Genomic DNA, 20,964 nt, shown 5'->3' with positions numbered 1-20,964 from the left:
TGTGAGTTAAAAATGAAATCAAAATTATTTCTCTTTGTGTTTGCGATTTTAGTCAATTCAATTTTCTGCCAAATAAAATTACCTTCAATAATTGGCAGTAATATGGTCCTTCAGCAGAAAAGTGAAGCGCCGCTTTGGGGAAAAGGAGTTCCCAATACTGAAATAGAAATAAACGCGGGCTGGGGAGAGAATGTTAGGTGTAAAGTTGGCACAGATTCACTTTGGGAAGTAAAAATTAAAACTCCGAATGCAGGCGGACCGTTCAGCATTAAAATTACAAGCAATAAAAATAAAATTGAATTAACTAATATTTTAATAGGAGAAGTTTGGTTATGTTCTGGACAGTCAAATATGGAAATGCCGCTTGAAGGTTGGCCGCCTAGAGATATAATTTTAAACTCATCTAATGAAATAGCTAATTCAAAAAATAATAACATAAGATTTTTTACTGTTTCCAGAGATTTCTCTGTTAGTCCTAAAGACAATTGCACCGGTGAATGGGTAGAATGCAATCCAACAACTTCAAAAACATTTAGCGCGACAGCATATTTTTTTGGAAAAAAATTAAATAAAGAATTAGATGTTCCCATAGGTCTAATTCATTCTAGCTGGGGAGGAACACTTGCAGAAGCTTGGACAAGTCAAGAATTTATATCTAAAATTCCGGAATTTGAAGGAATACAAAAAAAAATAAAAGAAAGCGGACCAATAGCAATTGAATTGAGTAAATGGCTAAGTCAATTTAAAAAAATAGATATGAGTAAGAAAGTTGGAGATGACATTTGGTCAAATTTGGAATTTGATGATGATGACTGTAGTAAAATAAATCTGAATGATAAAGGTTGGGAAATAATGGAACTTCCAAATCTATGGGAAAGTACCGATCTTGGTGAATTTGACGGAGCTATTTGGTTTAGAAAAAATATAGAATTACCGAATGATTGGCTGAACAAGGATTTACAAATAGAGTTGGGACCGATTGATGATTTTGACATTACATTTGTAAATGGTGTAAAAGTCGGCGCAATTGAAAAAGACGGAAATTATCAGACCAAAAGAATATATAAAATTTCGTCAAGTGTAAATAATTCTAAAAATATTTTAATTGCGGTTAGAGTAAATGATACAAGGGGCGGCGGAGGAATATACGGAAATAAAGATGAATTGAAATTAGTTAATTTGGAAAATAACTCGGCATTATCTATTGCAGGTGAATGGAAATATTTGCCCGTAGCTGAGTTTAAAGGAATGACATATTTTGTTTACGGTTCTAATTCAGAAACCTTTAACAGCAGACCGAAACTTCCTTTGCAGTTAAGCGCAAACACTCCAACAGTATTATATAATGCAATGATAAATCCTTTAGTTCCGTATAAAATAAAAGGAGTTATTTGGTATCAAGGAGAATCAAACGCTGGAAACCCGCAATTATACGAAACACTTTTCCCAACAATGATTACAAACTGGAGATTATCATTTAGCGATAATTTTCCGTTTTATTATACTCAGATTGCGCCATATAATTACGGTGAAAATACAAAATCCGAATTCTTAAGAGACGCGCAAAGAAAAACTTTGTCGCTTGGCAATACGGGTATGGCAGTTACACTTGATATCGGCGATACAACAAATATTCATCCGGCGGATAAAAAAGATGTAGGCGAAAGATTAGCGTTCTGGGCATTGAATAAACAGTATGATAAAAATATAATTTACAGCGGACCTTTATTCAAATCATATTCAATAAGTAATGGTAAAATCGAAATTGAATTTGATAATACAGGAAGCGGCTTAAATATTAAAGAAGGTAAAAATCAATTTCTAATTGCGGACGAAAGCAGAAAATTTGTTAATGCAAAATCCAAAATTGAAAATAATAAATTAATTGTTTGGTGCGATAAAATTAAAAATCCATTAGCGGTTAGATATGCATGGCATAACAATGCGCAAGCAACATTGTTCAATAATGAAGGTTTACCGGCATCATCATTTAGAACAGATGACTGGGTGAAATAAAATAAATTTGAAGATCTGATCAAACTTTATCTTTATAATAAACTTTATCAGTTTAATAAATTAGAAAAACATTAAAATGCGTTATTTAGTTATTAACAAAAAAATATTTTTGGCATTATTTATGAAAGATACATTACTATAAACTCTGAAAAAATTTGTATTTAAGCTGTGAGGGTAAAATGATATTTAGTGGTATTATAAAAAAGAACAACATAAGTTTGTTAATATTTCTTTTCGTTTTAACTCATTCAAATATCTTTTCACAGAGCGGTGCATTGAAGGGCAAAGTTTTTGATGGAAGCACAAAAGAGGCGTTATTTGGAGCAAATTTAATAATTAAAGGAACTAATATTGGCTCAGCTACAGATATGGAAGGGAATTATATAATCAGAAATGTTCCTTCCGGCAGCCAAACTTTAGAAATTTCATACATTGGCTATAACCCCAAAACAGTTAAAATCAATATTGTTGAAAATAAAACAATAGATCTAAATATTATTCTTGATTATAAGGTTATAGAAGGGGAAATTGTTGTTGTAACCGGTCAAGTTGAAGGACAAATTCAAGCAATAAATCAGCAATTATCTTCGAACACTATATCAAATGTTGTTTCAAAAAGCCGCATTGAAGAACTTCCTGATGTTAATGCCGCAGAGTCAATTGGTAGATTACCAGGTGTTTCAATTAGCCGTTCCGGCGGAGAAGCAAATAAAGTTTCAATTCGCGGACTATCTCCAAAATATAATACTGTAACTGTAAATGGTGTTCGCTTGCCGTCAAACAGCGGTGAAGATAGAAGTGTTGATCTTTCATTAATTTCATCAAATATGCTTGCTGGTATTGAAGTAAAAAAAGCTAACACCGCTGATATGGATGCAGATGCATTAGGCGGAACAATAGACTTAAGGTTAAAAGAGGCCCCATCAAATTTTAAATCCAATCTTAATGCTCAAGGTGGATACAATAAAATGTTAAATGATTGGGGAAATTATAATATAAATGGGAATATTAGTAATAGATTTTTTGAAGATCAATTGGGGGTTATTATAGGGTTTAATGCCGACCAATATAACAGAAGTGCTGATCAATACTCAGGAAGTTATACAAGAAGAGATTCTCCAGAAGGAATAACAGAAAATATTATAAGTAATGTTATAACAAGAGATGTAAATACAATAAGAGATAGATTAGGTGCAAGCGTAGTTTTGGATTATAGAATTCCAAACGGCAGACTTTCTATAAATGGATTTTTTAACCAGTTAAGCTGGGATCAGTTAAGAAGAGAGCAGACTTATAATTTGACTGATAACCGTCACTACATTTCGTTTAGAGATAATGGAGGAAAAACAAACATTTTCACTGCCGCCTTTGGATCTGAACAGGATTTTGATTGGGTAAAATATGACGTTGGCTTATCATTAAGCGGATCGAAGACAACAGCGCCTAACGAACGTGAATTTTCATTTGTTAGAGAAGGGGGATCATTTGTTGGAGCAATAACGGTTGACACTTACCCTACCGAAATATCTAAGCTTGCTACAAACGATTCTACACGAATAGGAATTCAGGATGTATATAGATATGATACTGATAGAAACGAAAACCAATCTACAATTCAATTCAATATACAAATACCTATAAATATATCTAATGATGTTAATGGTTATTTCAAAACAGGAGCAAAATTCAGATGGTTGGACAGGTTAAATGACCAAGAGCAATTTGGAAGAAATGGTCTTTACTATGGAAATGGAAATGGACCAAATAATTTTCTTTCGGTTCTTGGTGAAAGAATTCCGGAATGGGATGTTGAAGGATTGGTAGATCAATACGGTGTTTTGCCAATTTCACATTTTCTTTCAAACTATTCAAGGGATAATTTTTTAGATAAAAAGTTTCCATTAGGTTTTCAAGCAGATTTTAAAATGTTGAATAGAATGTATGATGCATTAAATATGGTAACAGATAGCAGCGGATCTCAGCTAGACATAATAACTATAGGAAGTTTAGCCGACGATTATGAAGGAGTTGAACATTATCAAGCTGCTTATGCTATGGCTGAATTTAATTTTGGTAATTTATTTACATTTATTCCAGGGGTAAGATTTGAAAATGATTATTCAAAATATACAGCTTATGTTTTTAGAGAAGTTACAATAAATAATACTCCTGCGCCGCCGGCCGATTTAGATACTATTACATCAATTAGACAAAATGATTACTTTCTTCCTATGATTCATTTAATTTCAACACCATATGATTGGTTGAAAATTAGACTAGCGTATACTCAAACTTTAACAAGACCTGATTTTAATATGTACGCTCCCGTAACCAGAATAAACTCATACAATAACTATATGCGGGCTGCCAATACCAAATTAAGACCATCAGTTTCAACAAATTATGATCTTTCAGTTTCGGTATATGAAAATCATATTGGCCTTTTAACATTATCCGGATTTTATAAATCAATTAAAGATTTAATTTTTCAGTATAATTATCCTATAAATGCAGACATTCCACTTCTTGAGGGATTTAGAATTCCAAGTAATTGGACAAAAAATGTTCAATATGGAGCTGACACATATATCAATAATGAAAATCCTGCTTATTATAACGGATTAGAAATAGACTGGCAAACTAATTTATGGTTTGTTCCATATTTAGAAGGTGTTGTTCTCAACATAAATTATACAAGAATATTTTCTGAAATGGATAAACAAAGATTTACTTTAGTGCAATCTGATAGAAGAAAACCTGGAGGAGGACCGCCTCGATATTATATGGATCTGGCTGATACTGTAAGAACTAGCAGATTACCGGATCAACCTTCGCATATTGCAAATATTACATTGGGTTATGATTATAAGGGATTTTCGGCAAGACTTTCATTCTTATATCAAACTGATAAAGTTGCATATATTGACTTAAAAAAAGAACTAGATCAATTTACCGGAGAATATTCAAGATGGGATTTAACATTACAGCAATCAATTTTAGAGAATTTACAACTGTTCTGTAATTTTACAAACCTAAATGAACGACCGGATGAAAGTTTTAGAGGCAGAACATTAAGTAATCCAACATATATAGAATATTATGGGCTGACAATCGACTTTGGAGTAAGAATTAAATTATAAAGGATATTAACTAATATCACATATAAAAACTGGAGGAATAAATGAGTATTAAGTACAAAATTATTTTGATGACATTTTTTTTGGGAATCCTATTTTCAAATATGAAAGCCCAATCTGAACTGATTGTTGAATGGGCAGATGAAAATGGAGATGTGAAAGTTAATGCATTATATGATGCAATAACTAACGATACTGAAAGACCGGAAGATCGAGTCTATATATTGCGCGCTGGTGGATATTATTGGAATTCCGAAAGAATAGATAATAATGGGTTTCACCTTCGCATTATTGGTGAAGAACCTGATCCAAATGATGAATTAAAAAATCCTGCTGTAATTCAGATGATTGCAAGGACTGATGGTTCTACAACTGATGGTATTATTAGAGGATATAGTGATATTACCTTAAAAAATATTTGGATGACGGGAGCATTTGCTGGTACCGGAACACAAACAACTTATCAGCCATTCCAGATAGACGCAACAAACAGTACCTTTGTTTTTGACAATTGTATTTTTGATAGAAGCAACTTCGCAATGATCGCATTTACAAACAGTGGAAATGATATTACAATTACAAATTGTAAATTCAGAAATTTAATTGGAAGACCAAGTACTCAGCAATGGGAAGGAAGAGGCGTTTCTATATGGGCTGATCAAAAGAGTGTTGTTGTAGAGAATAGTACATTTTTTAATTTGGGTTTTACAGCAATTCAAATTGAAAGCGGAGCCGCGAAATATGTTAGAATAGTTCACAATACATTTGTAAATGTTGGAAGAATTATTCTTCAAGCTAGTTGGTGGCGTGATGCTTATATAGCAAATAATATAATTATTAATGGATTTTGGCACGCAGAAGGTTATATAGATTATACAAGCGCGGGTCGTGATCCGAGAGCCACTTTCCCGGGATATTTTAATATATCTGCTTTACCTTCTATGTATGGACCCGAAGAAGGTAGACGTTTCTTGGTCGCTAATACTGCCGCGTATACAGTTCCTGAATTAACTTCATATTATGCCGATTCTTTGTTAGTTGGGAAATATATAGGAATTCCTGCTAAAGAAGATTTTATTGATAAATATGAAACTATGAAAATTTTGGATACAATGTGGGTTGATCCGGGTATGCCGACAAATACCACTGAAAATTATCCCAACATGATTCAAAATATCCAGGACTTGAGAGCTGGTAATACTCCAGCACACGAATGGTTCTGGAACCTTCCTGTTTTTGATGGAGTTGAGTGTTATGAATGCGTTAGCTGGCCGTTACCAGAAAACTTCAAATATACTAATGCGAGTTTAATGACAGCGAGTACAAATGGCTTACCTTTAGGTGATTTAAATTGGTTTCCTGAATCAAAAGCTATTTGGGAAGCAAATCATGATGAATATGTTGCTTATATTGAAAGTTTAGCAGGCGATGTAATAAATTATGACTTGGTTGACGAAGCACAAGCTGAAGATGGAACTGTGGCAAACGGTGCTGAAGTTAAAACCGCTCAAGGTTTATCTTATTACGAAATGAATTCGGGATTTATTGAATGGACATTTGAAGTAGCCGAAGCTGGACAATATGATATTAATTTATATCTTAACTTAAAAGGACGCGGAACTAGTGGTGTAAACTTTTTTGTAAATGGATTTGAAATTCATGATCCAAGAGGTTGGGGACAATATGTATTTGGAAATGATGATGCAAATACTACTGTAAACGCGGGATTTGATATTAATAACTGGGGTTGGTGGCTCGTTAAACAGGAAGAACTCAAAGAAGTTATCGACAATCCTTCATTAACACCTTTGGTTTTAAATGCTGGAACAAATGTTATTCAAATTAAAGCATCATGGTGTGATAATAAATTTGGTGGATTTGAACTTAGAAAAGCAGGAACAACTGATGTTGTTCTGACACTTAAAGGGGCAGATGTAACAGCATATTCAGTTGCAAATCCGGTTCTTGAAGGCGCTGCTTGGGCTCCTCAATGGTTTAAATCTGTTGCTTTAAATGGAGGAAGTTCAACGATGAATTTGAATGCTCCATCCGACGGTGATTATGTTGTTCAAGCTTTTTATCAAAATTACGATGGTGCTTCGTCTGGAAACGTTTTAGTTGACGGTTCTACTGCAGTTACTTTTGATTATGATTTTGATGCCGATTCAGTTGGTTTATCTGGACTATCGGCTGCTTTCCCGTTAACCGCCGGTACTCACGCTATTGGTTTATCTGGCACGGGAGTAAATTTAGATCTAGTACAGCTTATTAAGAAATCTATAGCAGTTGGAATTGAAAATGATCTGCTGCCTCAAGGTTATGAACTATCGCAAAATTATCCTAATCCATTTAACCCAAGTACACAAATTAATTTTTCAATTGGAAAAGCTTCTAATGTAAAATTAGATATATATAATGTTTTAGGTCAAAAAGTAGCAACTTTATTAAATAAACCATTAAAAGCAGGCGCCCATGTTGTTAATTTTAATGCTATTAACATGAGCTCAGGTGTTTATTTCTATGGTTTAGAAGCTGGTGAAGTTAAACTTTATAAGAAAATGATGCTATTGAAATAGTGCCTCCCACTAGGTTACAAAAAGGTGATTAGCATGTAAAATTGCTGATCACCTTATTTATTTTTAAAAGAAAAATTTTGTTAAATTTGTTTTCAATTTCATTCTTAACAAATAAAATTCATCTAAATATTTCCGAATTAATGATTAGATTAAAACAAAAATGGGGTTTTACTTTTCTCTTAATTATATCCATAATTTATGTTTTATTTTATTTGTTAAGTATTTCCACTTCATCTAACCCCGTAAAAGAAATTTATTTTGCCGATAGAATAACTATTGCCCATAAAATTTTAATTGACAGATATAATCAGCAGAATAAAGGAAAAGTAAAAGTAATTCCTATTGACTTCTCTAATTATGATTTCAGTACAAACGATAGAAAAGAACTATTAGCAAGATCATTAAGAGGAAGAGGAGATGGTATCGATCTTCTTGCTGTTGATGTTATTTGGACACAAAGGTTTGCGAGATGGTGCGAACCATTGGACAAATATTTTACCGAAGATGAAAAAAATAATATTCTTGACAAAACATTAAAGTCGTGTTATTACAATAATGAATTAGTAGCATTACCATTGGACATTTCTCTTTCATTATTTTATTACCGCAATGATTTGATTGATAAATTCTTAAACGGAAAAATTACAGCCGATTCTTTGGAAAATATTACGTGGGAAGATTTTATAAAATTAGGGCTGGATTCAAAAATCACAAACCCAATTTATATTTTCCCCGCGGCTGATTATGAAGGTTTGATTTGCGTATTCATGGATCTTTTGTACAGCATCGATTCAAATTACTTTCAAAAAAATAATTTCAATATGAATACGGATGAAGCTAGAAAAGCACTTAAACTTTTAGTTGATTTTGTTAACAAATATAATTTTACGCCAAAAGTAGTAACTGAATTTACAGAAGTTCCAAGCTTTACATATTTCTTGAATAATGACGCTTATTTTATAAGAGGCTGGCAGACATATAATAAAGATTTTCAAGATTCACCGATTAATATTGAAAAAGAAAATATGCTGAAAACTATGCCAATCCCTCATTTTAAAGACGGTAATAAAGCGTCAACCCTCGGTGGTTGGAATTTGATGATTCCAAAGTTTTCAGACAATAAAAAAGAAACAATTGATTTTATTAAATTCCTTTTAAGTGAAAGTTCGCAGGAAATAATTTATGAACAAGCTGGGTTTGCTCCGGTTATTAAGAAATTCTATTCTGATGAAAAATATCTGAGAAAGTATTCTAATATAAATGAATTGATAAAAATATATAATATTGGGTATTACCGACCGGCTCATCCGGAATATACAAAGTACTCAAAAATTATGGCTCATTATTTTGCCTTAGCAATTAAGAATAAAATAACTGTTGAAGATGCAGTTAAAATGGCGACTCAGGATATTTTATATGACAAAATGCTTGTTAAATAACTGTGAATTAAATGTTAAAGAATAAAATAAGAAATAAGTTTTCTAAGTACGGTTTTGAGATCAGACACATAACCGTATTTTTTATAGTACTTATTTTGTTTCAAATTATTTTGGCATTTGTTCAGAAATCATCTCTTAACAAATATTTGGAAGAGACACAAAACTGGTATCAAAAACATTCAGCCGAAAGACTTGCCATTATTACATCAACCAGTATGGAACTTTTATTTGAGAATTTAATTCTTCAGAAATTTGTAAATGATCTTGAAGAAAGAAAAATTATTTCATCGTTTAATGTAATTGTTAAGCAGCAATTATTGCAGAAAAGCGTTAATAGTATTTTCTTAATAATTATTAAAGAAAACAAATTGTATGTAATTGATTCCGGTATTGATTTATATAAATTTCTTTTAAATAAATTAAGTCCGTTCAAATATGAAAATGCAAAATATGTAAACGAAGTCGGCTTATTTCTTCGTCATAAAGATTCAATGAAGGAAAACGAAATTATATACAGCGAGCTCCATAATAACGAAACATTTAATATACTTGTTCCATTTGTTCCAGACGGTGAATATTTGGGCGTAATGTATATGAAAATAACTCCCAATTTTAATTTTATTTCAAATGAAGTGGCGAAGAATTTTGATAATGTATCAATCATATATTCAATATTAATATTTATTGGATTATTGGCTATTTTCTGGGTTTCGTCTGAAGCCGTAAAAGAAAGGAATGAGGCTAGACAAAAATTATTTGAAGAACATGAAGAAAATATCAAAAACCAAGTCCGGGCAGAAAAGGAATCATTGTTTACCAAAAGAATTTATCATACACATCATAAAGCGGAAAAGATTATTGGATTTATAAAGGAAGATGTCAGAAGCGCAAATTCGGAAAATATTTATGAACTAAAACAAAAAATAATTACTTACTCAAATTTTATATCAAGAATTATTTATGATATGAAATGGTACGATCAAGCAATAAATACAATAATAAATCCTATGTTTAGGACGGATATAAATCAAGTAATTCAATTTATTATTGATAATATATTTTTACGTTTAAGCAGTAAAAATGATATGTTTGAATTCAAACTCAATTTGGATGAAAGAATTCCAAAAGTAAATGTAAATGAATTTGTTGTTTGGGAAATTGTAGAACCGCTTATTCAAAACAGTATTGACCATGGAAATAAGAAATTTATTAATATTATTGTTTCTACAAAAATTGACTTAGAGAAAAACATTACTACAGTTACAATTGAAGACGACGGTGTTGGAGTTGATAATGAACTTTTAATGGAAAATGAACAAGGGATAAAGAATATTTTTCTTGAAAATAAAACAACTAAAAAAATGGAAAATACCAATTCGGGTTATGGATGCTATATTGCTTATCAAATGGCTGTTTTAAGATGCGGTTGGGATTTAGATGTATTTAATAAAGATTCGGGCGGATGCAATTTTGTAATTAAAATTAAAAACTGAGGACTGAATGTCGGATAAACCTAAAATCAATATTTTATTAGTTGAAGATGAAGAGTTTGATGTTAAGCGTGTTAAAAATACTTTAAGATATTATGAAAACCGATTGTATGTTGATAGAGTTGTTTCGAATGGAAAAGCAGCGATAGAATATATTAAGGAATTCCCCGATAGATGCGATGTCGTGATTTTAGATTATCAAATTTCCGGCGGCTGGAAAGGAGAGGAGTTAATTCAAAAAATTAAAGAATGCGACAGATTTATTCAAATTATCGTAATTACCAAAATGACAATAAACATTACCGATTATAATTTTGCGAATAGTTTAATTAAATCGGGCGCATTTTGGTATTGTACAAAGTTCCCTGGTAATATTGAAGATTATATTTATCAGCCTACCGATTTTATTCTAAGCATTTTTAATGCTTACGAAAAGAAAAAACTTGAAAAGCAAAAAAGTAAATCTGATACCCGCTTAAATAAAAATATTGAATCTTTATTGGAAACAAAAAAAATCATCGGTGAATCAACTCCTATGATTGAATTAAAAAATATGATCAAAAAATATGCAATGAGCGACGCAAATATTTTGATCAGCGGAGATTCAGGGACAGGAAAAGAATTGGTTGCCTGGAATATTCACTTGAACAGTAAAAGAAAACACGAAAACTTTGTGCCCATAAATTGCGGCAGTATTCCCGGCGAATTAATTGAAAGTGAATTATTCGGTTATCAGAAGGGATCGTTTACAGGCGCATCGGGAAATAAACAAGGGTTATTCGAAATTGCGGATCACGGAACACTGTTTTTAGACGAAATAGCGGAATTGCCTTTATCAGCACAAGTGAAACTGCTGCGCGTTATTCAAGAAGGTGAAATTGAAAAAATTGGCAGAACAAAAAATATATCCGTAAACGTTAGAATTATTGCCGCGACAAATAAAGATATAATTGGATTAGTAAGCGAAGGTAAATTTAGAGAAGATTTATATTACAGGCTGAATGTAATTCCAATTGACGTAGTTCCGCTCAAATACAGAGGAAAGGACATTCTTGATCTATTCTATCACTTTTTAGAATATTTTACGAATGATCTTGAAATTCCAATGCCTATTCTTGAACCTGAAGCGGAAGAAATTTTATTAAATTATAAATGGCCTGGAAATGTGCGTGAATTGAGAAACGTTGTCCAGAGATTGGTACTAAATACTCAAGGAATTATAACAGCAAAAGATGTAAGCAATCCTATGATTTTAAGAAACCATAGAATAATTAAAGAAAATAAAAACTTGGATAGTATCAATTTCGATAGAATTGTGCCGTTGAAAGAAATTGAAAAAGAATTTAGAGTAAAATATATAACTTACGTAAAAAGTGTTTCAAGCTCCGACTCGAGTGCAGCTGAAAAATTGGGATTGGCACCGTCAAATTTTTACAGAATGTGCAAAGAATTGGGGTTGAAATAAATTCAATTATCCCGCTGATTCATTTCAAAAAAAAATGATAAATGTGAAAATATTTATTGCAAAAATTTGTTCTAAACAGTATTTTAAAACCGTTTCAATTGTTCAAAATGTTAAATATGTTTATTAAAACCAAATATAATTGTTTTTATAAAGCTTGAAAGATGAAAATCTTATATAAACCCAATCTTTTTCCGCTGCTAATTTTTATTATTCAGATTTTCTTAATCACGCAACAATTGGAAAAAAAATTAGACAATCATAAGAATAAAAGTTCGGCATTGACAAAATCAAATTTAGATGATTGTAAAATTCCATGGGACGAAAATTATACTACGAGAAAATTAATATTAAATAAAAATTTATTTTGTTTTAGTAAAATAATATTGGGCGGAAAAACTAGTATAATTTTAACAAAAATGTTGGAGAATTTTTGCCAATAAATTAAAATATTTTTTTAACTTCACTGAATTATGAATTACAGAAAACTTGGGAAAACAGGCTGGGAAGTATCCGAAATTAGTTTTGGTGCTTGGGCAATTGGCGGCGATTGGGGAAATATTGATGATAAAACCTCACTTGAAACCTTAAACTATGCAGCTGAAAATGGAGTAAATTTTTTTGATACTGCTGATGTTTACGGAAATGGAAAGAGTGAAAAATTAATTTCCGAGCTTAAAAAAAAATATAAAGATAAAATAATTGTTGCTACAAAGGCCGGACGAAAACTTAATCCGCATATCGATTCAGGATATTCTAAAGACAATCTTCAAAAATTTATCGAACAAAGTTTGAAGAATTTAAATGTCGATGCGCTGGACTTACTTCAACTTCATTGTCCGCCGACTGCTGTTTATTACATGCCTGAAGTTTTTGAATATCTCGATGATTTTGCAAAGCAAGGAAAAATAAAATATTATGGAGTAAGTGTTGAAAAAGTTGAAGAAGCACTGAAAGCAATGGAATTTCCAAATGTACAAACAGTTCAGATTATTTTTAATATGTTCAGACAAAGACCGTCTGAATTATTTTTTTTACAGGCAGAAAAAAAAAATATCGGCATTATTGCTAGGGTTCCTTTAGCTTCTGGATTACTTACCGGAAAAATTAACAAACAGACCAAATTTCTTGAAAATGATCACCGCAATTATAATAGAAAGGGTGAAATGTTTGACATAGGCGAAACTTTCTCCGGAGTTGATTTGAAATTAGCTTTAAATGCTGTTGAAGAAATAAAGAAAGTTTGTCCGCGAAATTTTTCTTTGTCACAATTTGCGTTGAAATGGATACTCGAACATAAATCAGTCACTTGCGCAATTCCCGGTGCAAAAAATATAGAACAATTGAAAGAAAATATTGCCGCTTCAGAAATTTCTAGTTTAGATGAATTTACTATGAAGCAGATAAGAAATATTTATGAAAAATATATTAAAGTACACATTCACCAAAAATGGTGAGTTGAAAATAAATTAAATATTTATACAAAATTTATAAATTAAATTATGAAAAATTTAAAAATAAAAATTATACATATAAATTCAGTTTTGAATTTAACTTCGGAGATCGTATGAGAAAAATAACAATAGTTGATGTTGCCAACAAAGCCGGCGTTTCGAAAGGAACAGTATCTGCGGTAATTAATGCGAAAAATTCGGTTAAACCTGCAACTAGGGATTTAATTTTGAGCATAATGAAGGAATTGAATTTCCGCCCGCAGGGAATTGCTAGAAAATTAAAGAATGGAGATGTTGATAAGACGATCGGACTAGTAATAAAAGATTTAAGTTACCCTTTTTATACTTCTATAGCTTATGGCGTAAAATCTTATGCGAACAGTTTAGGTTACTCGGTTATCATAACCAGTTCAGAAAATAATCACGAAAGTGAAGTTAAATTCTCGCACTTGTTTTCGACAAAAGATATAAAAGGGACAATCATAGCGCCGGTTGTCGAAGGATCATCCGAAATTGAACATTTATTCAAATTGAAGATGATCAATTATCCATTTGTACTTCTGGAGGATGTAAAGGGAATTCAAGCCAATGTTGTTGCCATAGATAACCTAAAAGCAATTAAAAATGCCGTTAAATATCTTATTGATTCGGGACATACCAAAATAGTTCATTTTGCCGGACCTCTGCAATCGTCGCATACATTAGAAAGGGTGGAAGGATTCAGACATGCGTTTAGCGAAAGAACATTGGCATTCAACAAAGAGATGATTGTTAACATAGGCTCAAAGCACGATGAAAGTTTTTTGAAAACAAAGGAATATTTTAAAAGTCTAAAACGGAAAGATTATCCGACGGCGATTGTTTGTTTTAATGATCAGCAGGCTTTGGGTGTTATGATGGCTTTAATGGAATTGAGTGTCAAAATTCCGGAAGATATAAGTATTGTAGGTAATGATGATATTTTCTATTCAAAAATGTATCCTGTTCCATTAACAACAATTAAGGCGCCGCTTCATGAGATTGGAGTCAAAGCAGCAGAAATCCTAATTCGCAATATTGAAGCACATGAAATTTTACCTATAGAAAGAGTGGAACTTAAGACCGAACTAATAATTAGACAGTCAACGAAAGTTTTAAACAAATAATTATTCTATAAAAGAATTTCTTTGAAATCTTGACTTGAAGGCAAATAAATTTATTCCATGCAAGTGACGAAATATTTTTGATTCGGGAATAATAACAAAATAATATTTTACGGAATTAATTGGTACACAAAGTTCAATATCATATTATGGAGTGTATATCACCAAATTTAAAAATTAAAATATTATGAATATTAAAATAAATGGAAAAAGTCATGAAGAGTAATAATATAATTCTTATATTTTTATTACTAAATTCTATTACGATGAAAGCACAAAAAGTTGTTGAATTCGAAATCAATATAAATCAAGTTGATTCTGCATTATCAATTCCGGTTTGCATAGACCTTGATGAAATTACAAAATTGCCTTCAGAAAATCTTTCATTATTTAAAAATGAAAACGGGAAATTGAATAAAATAATTAGTCAGATTAAAGAAGGCGAACACAGATATTTATATTGGTTTTTGGACGGAGAAGATCTTCATGAGACATCAATCAAATATCAAATAAAAACCGATACTTCAAAATATATTGAAAAAAATAAAATAATTTTAAAAGATAATGACGGTAAAATAGTCTTTGAAAAATCAAATAAACCGATTTTAGCTTATCAGTATAAAACCCTTTTCCCGCCCGAAGGAATTGATTTAAGTTATAAAAGAAGCGGGTTCATTCATCCGGTTTATTCACCGCATGGACAGATACTAACGCAAATTCAGCCGAAAGATCATTATCACCATTACGGAATTTGGAATCCATGGACTCACGTTTTGTTTGAATCGGACACTGTTGATTTTTGGAATTTGGCAAAGTTAGAAGGTACGGTAAAATTCGATGATATAGTTTCATTTAATGAAGGTCAGATTTTCAGCGAAATTAAAGTTCACCATAAACATGTCGTTTTTAAGAAGAATGGTTTAGAAAAAAAATTCACTAAATGAATTGCAGACAATCAGAATATATAATTCGGAAAACCCGGAAAGTTACATTGTTGATCTAATCTTTGAAATGAGCTGTGCAACAGACAGCCCGGTTAAACTTTTGGAATATCGCTATGGCGGGCTAGGTTGGCGCGCAACTGAAAAATGGGATCAAGATAATAGTGAAGTTTTGACTTCAGAAGGAAATACAAGAAAAGATGCGGACGGTTCATTGGCAAAGTGGTGCGTTATTCAAGGAGAAATTGATAAAGATTACGCTGGAATAGAAATCATGTCGTTTCCGAATAATTATAATCATCCCGAACCTTTGAGAATTTGGCCACTCAATCAAAATGAAAGGGGAGATGTATTTGCAAATTTTTCACCAACAAAAAATATGGACTGGGAATTGATTCCCGGTAAAACATATGTGTTAAAATATCGTTTGCTTGTATTTAATGGAAAATTGACAAAAGATATCGCTGAAAATGAATGGCATAATTTCGCAAATATTTTACATGGTGTGAAGTAACAAAAATTATAGTATAAATAAATTATTCAAAAGACTATTTGTTGTAAAAAAGATTTTATTCAATACGGTGTTTATCATTGGAATTTTAATTCTACTGAAAATAGATAAGAATTATTTTTGGTTGAGTATTTTCTATCTGCTTTATTACATTATAAGTACAGAAGTCTGAGACATTTAATAAGAAATCGGAGGGCGGTTGAAACTAAAATACTTTAGTTTGATTCTTTCATTCATGCTTTTATCAGCTTGGATTAAAAGCGCTTCACAATCCGACGCCGAAATTCCGGCGCTGAAAGAAGTTTTTGCAAATAGTTTTTATATTGGTACTTCTCTCAATATGAATCAGATAATTGGTAAAGATAAAAAGGCGGTTGAGCTGGTGGAGAAGCATTTCAATACAATTACAGCTGAAAATATAATGAAATGGGAAAAGATTCACCCGGAACCGGGTAAATATAATTTTGAACCGGTTGACAGTTTCGTGGCATTCGGCAGAAAAAACAATATGTTAATTATTGGTCACACATTATTATGGCATGCTCAAACTCCATCATGGGTTTTTGAAGATGAAGACGGAAAATTTGTTTCAAGAGATACTTTGTTGAATAGATTGAAAGAACACATAATGACGGTAGTAGGTAGATATAAAGGAATAATTCATGGCTGGGATGTAGTTAATGAAGCAATTGAAGATAATGGCGAATTCAGGAAATCAAAATGGTATAACATTATTGGAGAAGACTATATCGAAAAAGCATTTGAATTTGCACATGAAGCGGATCCCAATACAGAACTATATTATAACGACTATAATATGTGGCATATTGGCAAATTAAAAAAAGTAATTGAATTGGTAAAATCTCTAAAGTCAAAAAATATTAAAATAGACGGAATCGGTCTTCAAGGACATTGGGGCTTAGAATATCCTAGCAACAATGAAATTGATTTTGCACTTTCGAAATATTCAGAATTAGATGTGAACTTAATGATCACTGAACATGATGTACAAGTTTTGCCGCTTCCCGAAAAAAATATCGGCGCTGATATTTCGAAAAATTATGAACTTCAGAAAAAATATAATCCGTTTCCAACTGAGTTTCCCGATTCGATGCAGGTTAAACTGGGAAAAAGATATGAAGATTTTTTCACTTTGTTCAATAAATATAAAAATAAAATTTCTCGGGTAACTTTTTGGGGTGTTTCCGATTCAGACAGTTGGCACAACAACTGGCCAATATTCGGCAGAAAAGCTTATCCATTATTATTTGATAGAAATTATTTACCTAAACCTGCTTTTAAATATATTATAAAAACTGTCAATTAATTTATGATTTCGATTGGATAAAATATTGCCAGAAATTTTAAAAATATAAAAATAAAATAAACTTGCTGTAGATATTAAAATAAAGTTCGAGTTATTCCAAGTTCCAATCCTCTTAGTTCAGCGAGTCCTTTTAATCTTCCTACCAAAGAATAACCCGGATATATGTTTTCTCTGTTGAAATCGGGGTAGAGTAAATGTCCGTGATCCGGACGCATTGGCATTCTATAATCCTTTCTTCCAATTTCCATTCGTCTTTTTTGTTCAAGTAAGAATTCTTTAACAATACTGTATAAATCAATATCGCCTTCAAGATGATATGTTTCTTTAAAATCTCCCGATACATTTCGTACTACATTTCTTAAGTGAATAAAATTTACGCGTGATGAAAATTGTTTAGCCATTTCAACTACATCATTATTAATATTAACTCCAAGTGAACCAGTACAAAAGGTTAATCCATTATTATTTGTCTCTACGGAATTTAATATATTAGTTAAATCGTTACGAATTCCGACAACTCTTGGCAATCCCAATAAAGACCAAGGCGGATCGTCCGGATGAATTGCCAAATTTATATTGCTTTCTTCGGCAGTTGAAATAATTTCTTTAATAAATTCATAAAGGTTATTTCTTAGTTCATGTTTGCCTATCTCATTATATTCACTTAAAGCATATATAAAATCATTCAGAGAATATGCGTCCATTGAACCAGGTAAACCATAAAGCACTGTTGAAATTAAATTATCAATTTCAACTTGGCTTAATTTGTTGTAGTACTTTTTAGATTCTTCAATTTGTACAGAAGTATAATCCATTTCTGAATCTTTACGTTTTAAAATAAATAAATCAAAGGTTCTAAATGCGGTTGAATCGAATTTTGAAGATATTGATCCGTCATGATTTATAACTTGAAGATCGGTTCTTGACCAATCCAATACGGGCATAAAATTGTAGCAGACGGTATCAATTCCGCATTGTGAAAGATTTATTAAAGAAGATTTATAATTTTCTATAAGTTTTTGAAAATTATTTTTTCTCTTTTTAATATTTTCGTGTACAGGTAAACTTTCAACAACTGACCAATTGAAGCCTTCCGACTCAATAATATTTTTTCGTTCGATTATATCTTCTTTGCTCCAAATTTCCCCAACTGGAATTTGATGCAAAGCCGACACAATACCTGTAGCGCCGGTTTGCTTGATCTCTTTTAATTTATATGGATCCTTTGGACCAAACCACCGCCATGTTTGTTCAAATGCCATTACACCCCGCTGAAAATACTGAATCCGCCGTCAATTGGAATTACGGTTCCGGTTACAAATTTTGAAGCGTCGCTTGCTAACCAAAGAACGGAACCGACTAATTCTTCAGGTTCACCGAATCTTTTAAATGGAGTCATGTGAATAATATCTTTTCCTCTTTGTGTTAAAGAACCATCTTTTTCAGTAAGTAAATTTCTATTTTGATCTGTAAGTAAAAATCCGGGCGCAATTGCATTTACTCTAATGCCATTACCAAACTTTTGAGCTAATTCAACTGCCATCCATCTTGTAAAATTATCGACAGAAGCTTTTGCCGCAGAGTATCCTACAACTCTTGTTATTGATCTGAATGTTGCCATTGAAGAAATATTAATTATTGATCCGCTTTTTTGGTCAGACATTGTTTTGCCGAAAATCAATGTAGGTAAAACTGTACCATAAAAATTTAAGTTGGTAACTTTCTGCAGTTCATCAATTTTAAGATCAAAAATGGTTTGATCTATTCCTATTGTTGCTCCGGGCATGTTTCCGCCGGCAGCATTTATCAGAATATCAATTTTCCCGAATTTAGTTAAAACGGAATTATTAACTTCTGTTAGGTTTTTTTCATCAAGGACGTTGCATTTTATTCCGGAAATTTCTCCGAACTGAGTCAGCTGATCAACTTTTGAATTTAAATTATTTTCATTGATATCCAATAAGACAACCTTAACGCCCGCTTTAAGAAAGCCCATTGCCATTTCAGAAGCTAAAATTCCGCCGCCTCCAGTCAATACGGCGGTTTTACCTTTTAGATTAAATAAATTATTCAAAAAATCCATTTAATTTCCTAAGCTAAAAAAATAATGAAATTTATTTTTATAAAATTATATGCAATCATTTATTATCATTTCAAATAATTCTTGTTTACCGCTAATTCTTTTTGGTTCACCCGAAGCTAAAGCAATTTCTCTTAACTCTTCTAAACCAAGTTTGCCTGATTCAAATTCTTTCCCTTTTTCGCTTTCATAACTTGCATATCTTTCGTCTAATAATTTTAGATAATCTGAATTATTTAAAACTTTATCTGCTATCAATAATGATCGCGCAAAAACATCCATACCGGAAATATGTGAAATAAAAAGATCATCTAGATCGGTTGAATTTCTTCTCGTTTTCGCGTCGAAGTTAATGCCGCCTGTTTTAAATCCTCCAGCTTGTAAAATAACCAACATAGCTTCAGTAATTTCAAAAAGGTTTATTGGAAATTGATCAGTATCCCATCCGTTTTGATAATCACCACGGTTCGCGTCCATACTGCCAAGTAATCCGGCATTTGCGGCAACTTGCAATTCATGCTGGAAAGTATGGCTTGCAAGTGTAGCATGATTAACTTCAATATTTAGTTTGAAGTCATTCATTAAATCGTATTCACGTAAAAACGCGATTACTGTCGCAACGTCAAAATCATATTGATGTTTCATTGGTTCCATCGGTTTTGGTTCAATCAAAAATGTTCCGTTGAATCCATTTTTCCTTCCGTAATCTTTAGCTTTATTCAAAAACATTCCTAAATGTTCAATTTCTTTTTTCATGTTTGTATTTAATAATGACATATAACCTTCACGTCCGCCCCAAAATACATAATTTGATCCGCCTAATTCAATTGTTGCGTCAATTGCATTTTTAACTTGAGTTGCAGCGTATGTTAAAACACTAAAGTCAGGATTTGTCGCTGCGCCATTCATATAACGCGGATTTGAAAACAAATTTGCGGTGCCCCAAAGTAATTTAACTTCCGAATCTTTCTGCTTTTGTTTTGCATATTCAATTATAGTGCTTAATCTTTTTTCACTTTCAGGAATGTTTTCACCTTCTTCTACAATATCAAAATCATGGAAGCAATAAAAGGGAACACCAAGTTTAGTAATGAATTCAAATGCGGCATCCATTTTTTCTTTTGCTTTTTGAATTGGGTCTGAATTTATTAACCATGGATATTTTTTTGTATCTGAACCGAAGGGATCCGCGCCGTTGGCTCCAAATGAATGCCAATAAGCAATTGCAAATCTAAAGTGTTCTTTCATAGATTTTCCCGCAACAACTTTATTCTCATCATAGTATTTAAACGACATTGGATTTTTGGAATCTTTTCCCTCAAATTGAATTTTACCAATACCTTTAAAAAATTCTTTTTCGCCGATTGATATTTTGACTGCCATAGTTAT

At 31.8% G+C, this 20,964-nt stretch carries 15 protein-coding genes; 12 read left to right on the top strand and 3 right to left on the bottom strand.

Annotated elements, in window-relative coordinates:
- Positions 1-12: 12 nt before the first annotated feature.
- The 12 genes from IPK06_05485 (at position 13) to IPK06_05430 (ending at position 17,495) form a co-directional block, all read left to right on the top strand.
- Positions 13-2,016, top strand: a complete 2,004-nt coding sequence (locus IPK06_05485) for a glycosyl hydrolase family 2 (GenBank protein ID MBK7979453.1) — start codon at positions 13-15, stop codon at positions 2,014-2,016.
- Between the two features lie 179 nt (positions 2,017-2,195).
- Positions 2,196-5,156, top strand: a complete 2,961-nt coding sequence (locus IPK06_05480) for a TonB-dependent receptor (GenBank protein MBK7979452.1) — start codon at positions 2,196-2,198, stop codon at positions 5,154-5,156.
- A 41-nt stretch (positions 5,157-5,197) separates the two neighbouring features.
- Positions 5,198-7,729 carry a T9SS type A sorting domain-containing protein gene (locus tag IPK06_05475; GenBank protein ID MBK7979451.1) on the top strand — a complete coding sequence of 844 codons (2,532 nt, stop codon included), beginning with the start codon at positions 5,198-5,200 and terminating at the stop codon, positions 7,727-7,729.
- A 140-nt stretch (positions 7,730-7,869) separates the two neighbouring features.
- Positions 7,870-9,168, top strand: a complete 1,299-nt coding sequence (locus tag IPK06_05470) for an extracellular solute-binding protein (protein MBK7979450.1) — start codon at positions 7,870-7,872, stop codon at positions 9,166-9,168.
- A gap of 11 nt (positions 9,169-9,179) precedes the next feature.
- Positions 9,180-10,661 carry an ATP-binding protein gene (locus IPK06_05465; protein MBK7979449.1) on the top strand — a complete coding sequence of 494 codons (1,482 nt, stop codon included), beginning with the start codon at positions 9,180-9,182 and terminating at the stop codon, positions 10,659-10,661.
- Between the two features lie 7 nt (positions 10,662-10,668).
- Complete coding sequence (locus IPK06_05460) at positions 10,669-12,123, top strand: sigma-54-dependent Fis family transcriptional regulator (protein MBK7979448.1); 1,455 nt, start codon at positions 10,669-10,671, stop codon at positions 12,121-12,123.
- Between the two features lie 236 nt (positions 12,124-12,359).
- A complete protein-coding gene (locus IPK06_05455; protein ID MBK7979447.1) occupies positions 12,360-12,563 on the top strand; it encodes a hypothetical protein in 204 nt (67 codons plus the stop codon).
- Positions 12,564-12,593: 30 nt separating this feature from the next.
- Complete coding sequence (locus IPK06_05450) at positions 12,594-13,577, top strand: aldo/keto reductase (GenBank protein ID MBK7979446.1); 984 nt, start codon at positions 12,594-12,596, stop codon at positions 13,575-13,577.
- A 110-nt stretch (positions 13,578-13,687) separates the two neighbouring features.
- Complete coding sequence (locus tag IPK06_05445) at positions 13,688-14,719, top strand: LacI family DNA-binding transcriptional regulator (protein MBK7979445.1); 1,032 nt, start codon at positions 13,688-13,690, stop codon at positions 14,717-14,719.
- Between the two features lie 212 nt (positions 14,720-14,931).
- Complete coding sequence (locus tag IPK06_05440; GenBank protein ID MBK7979444.1) at positions 14,932-15,660, top strand: PmoA family protein; 729 nt, start codon at positions 14,932-14,934, stop codon at positions 15,658-15,660.
- Between the two features lies 1 nt (position 15,661).
- Positions 15,662-16,171: a PmoA family protein gene (locus IPK06_05435; protein ID MBK7979443.1), complete on the top strand. Its 510-nt coding sequence runs from the start codon at positions 15,662-15,664 to the stop codon at positions 16,169-16,171.
- A gap of 196 nt (positions 16,172-16,367) precedes the next feature.
- A complete protein-coding gene (locus tag IPK06_05430; protein ID MBK7979442.1) occupies positions 16,368-17,495 on the top strand; it encodes an endo-1,4-beta-xylanase in 1,128 nt (375 codons plus the stop codon).
- Between the two features lie 74 nt (positions 17,496-17,569).
- On the opposite strand, the gene uxuA is transcribed toward IPK06_05430, so the two are convergent.
- The 3 genes from uxuA to xylA are packed head-to-tail and all read right to left on the bottom strand — an operon-like array spanning position 17,570 to position 20,958.
- On the bottom strand, positions 17,570-18,757 hold the full coding sequence (gene uxuA, locus IPK06_05425) for a mannonate dehydratase (protein ID MBK7979441.1): 1,188 nt from the start codon (positions 18,755-18,757) through the stop codon (positions 17,570-17,572).
- The gene (locus IPK06_05420) at positions 18,757-19,569 is read right to left on the bottom strand and encodes an SDR family oxidoreductase (GenBank protein MBK7979440.1); all 813 of its coding nucleotides are present in this window, start codon (positions 19,567-19,569) and stop codon (positions 18,757-18,759) included. The genes uxuA and IPK06_05420 overlap by 1 nt, the downstream gene beginning before the upstream one ends.
- Before the next feature lie 54 nt (positions 19,570-19,623).
- Positions 19,624-20,958 carry a xylose isomerase gene (gene xylA / locus IPK06_05415; GenBank protein ID MBK7979439.1) on the bottom strand — a complete coding sequence of 445 codons (1,335 nt, stop codon included), beginning with the start codon at positions 20,956-20,958 and terminating at the stop codon, positions 19,624-19,626.
- Positions 20,959-20,964: the final 6 nt, after the last annotated feature.

The sequence above is a fragment of the Ignavibacteriota bacterium genome (assembly GCA_016713565.1).
Taxonomy (GTDB): domain Bacteria; phylum Bacteroidota; class Ignavibacteria; order Ignavibacteriales; family Melioribacteraceae.
This window is presented reverse-complemented; position numbering and strand designations above follow the sequence as displayed.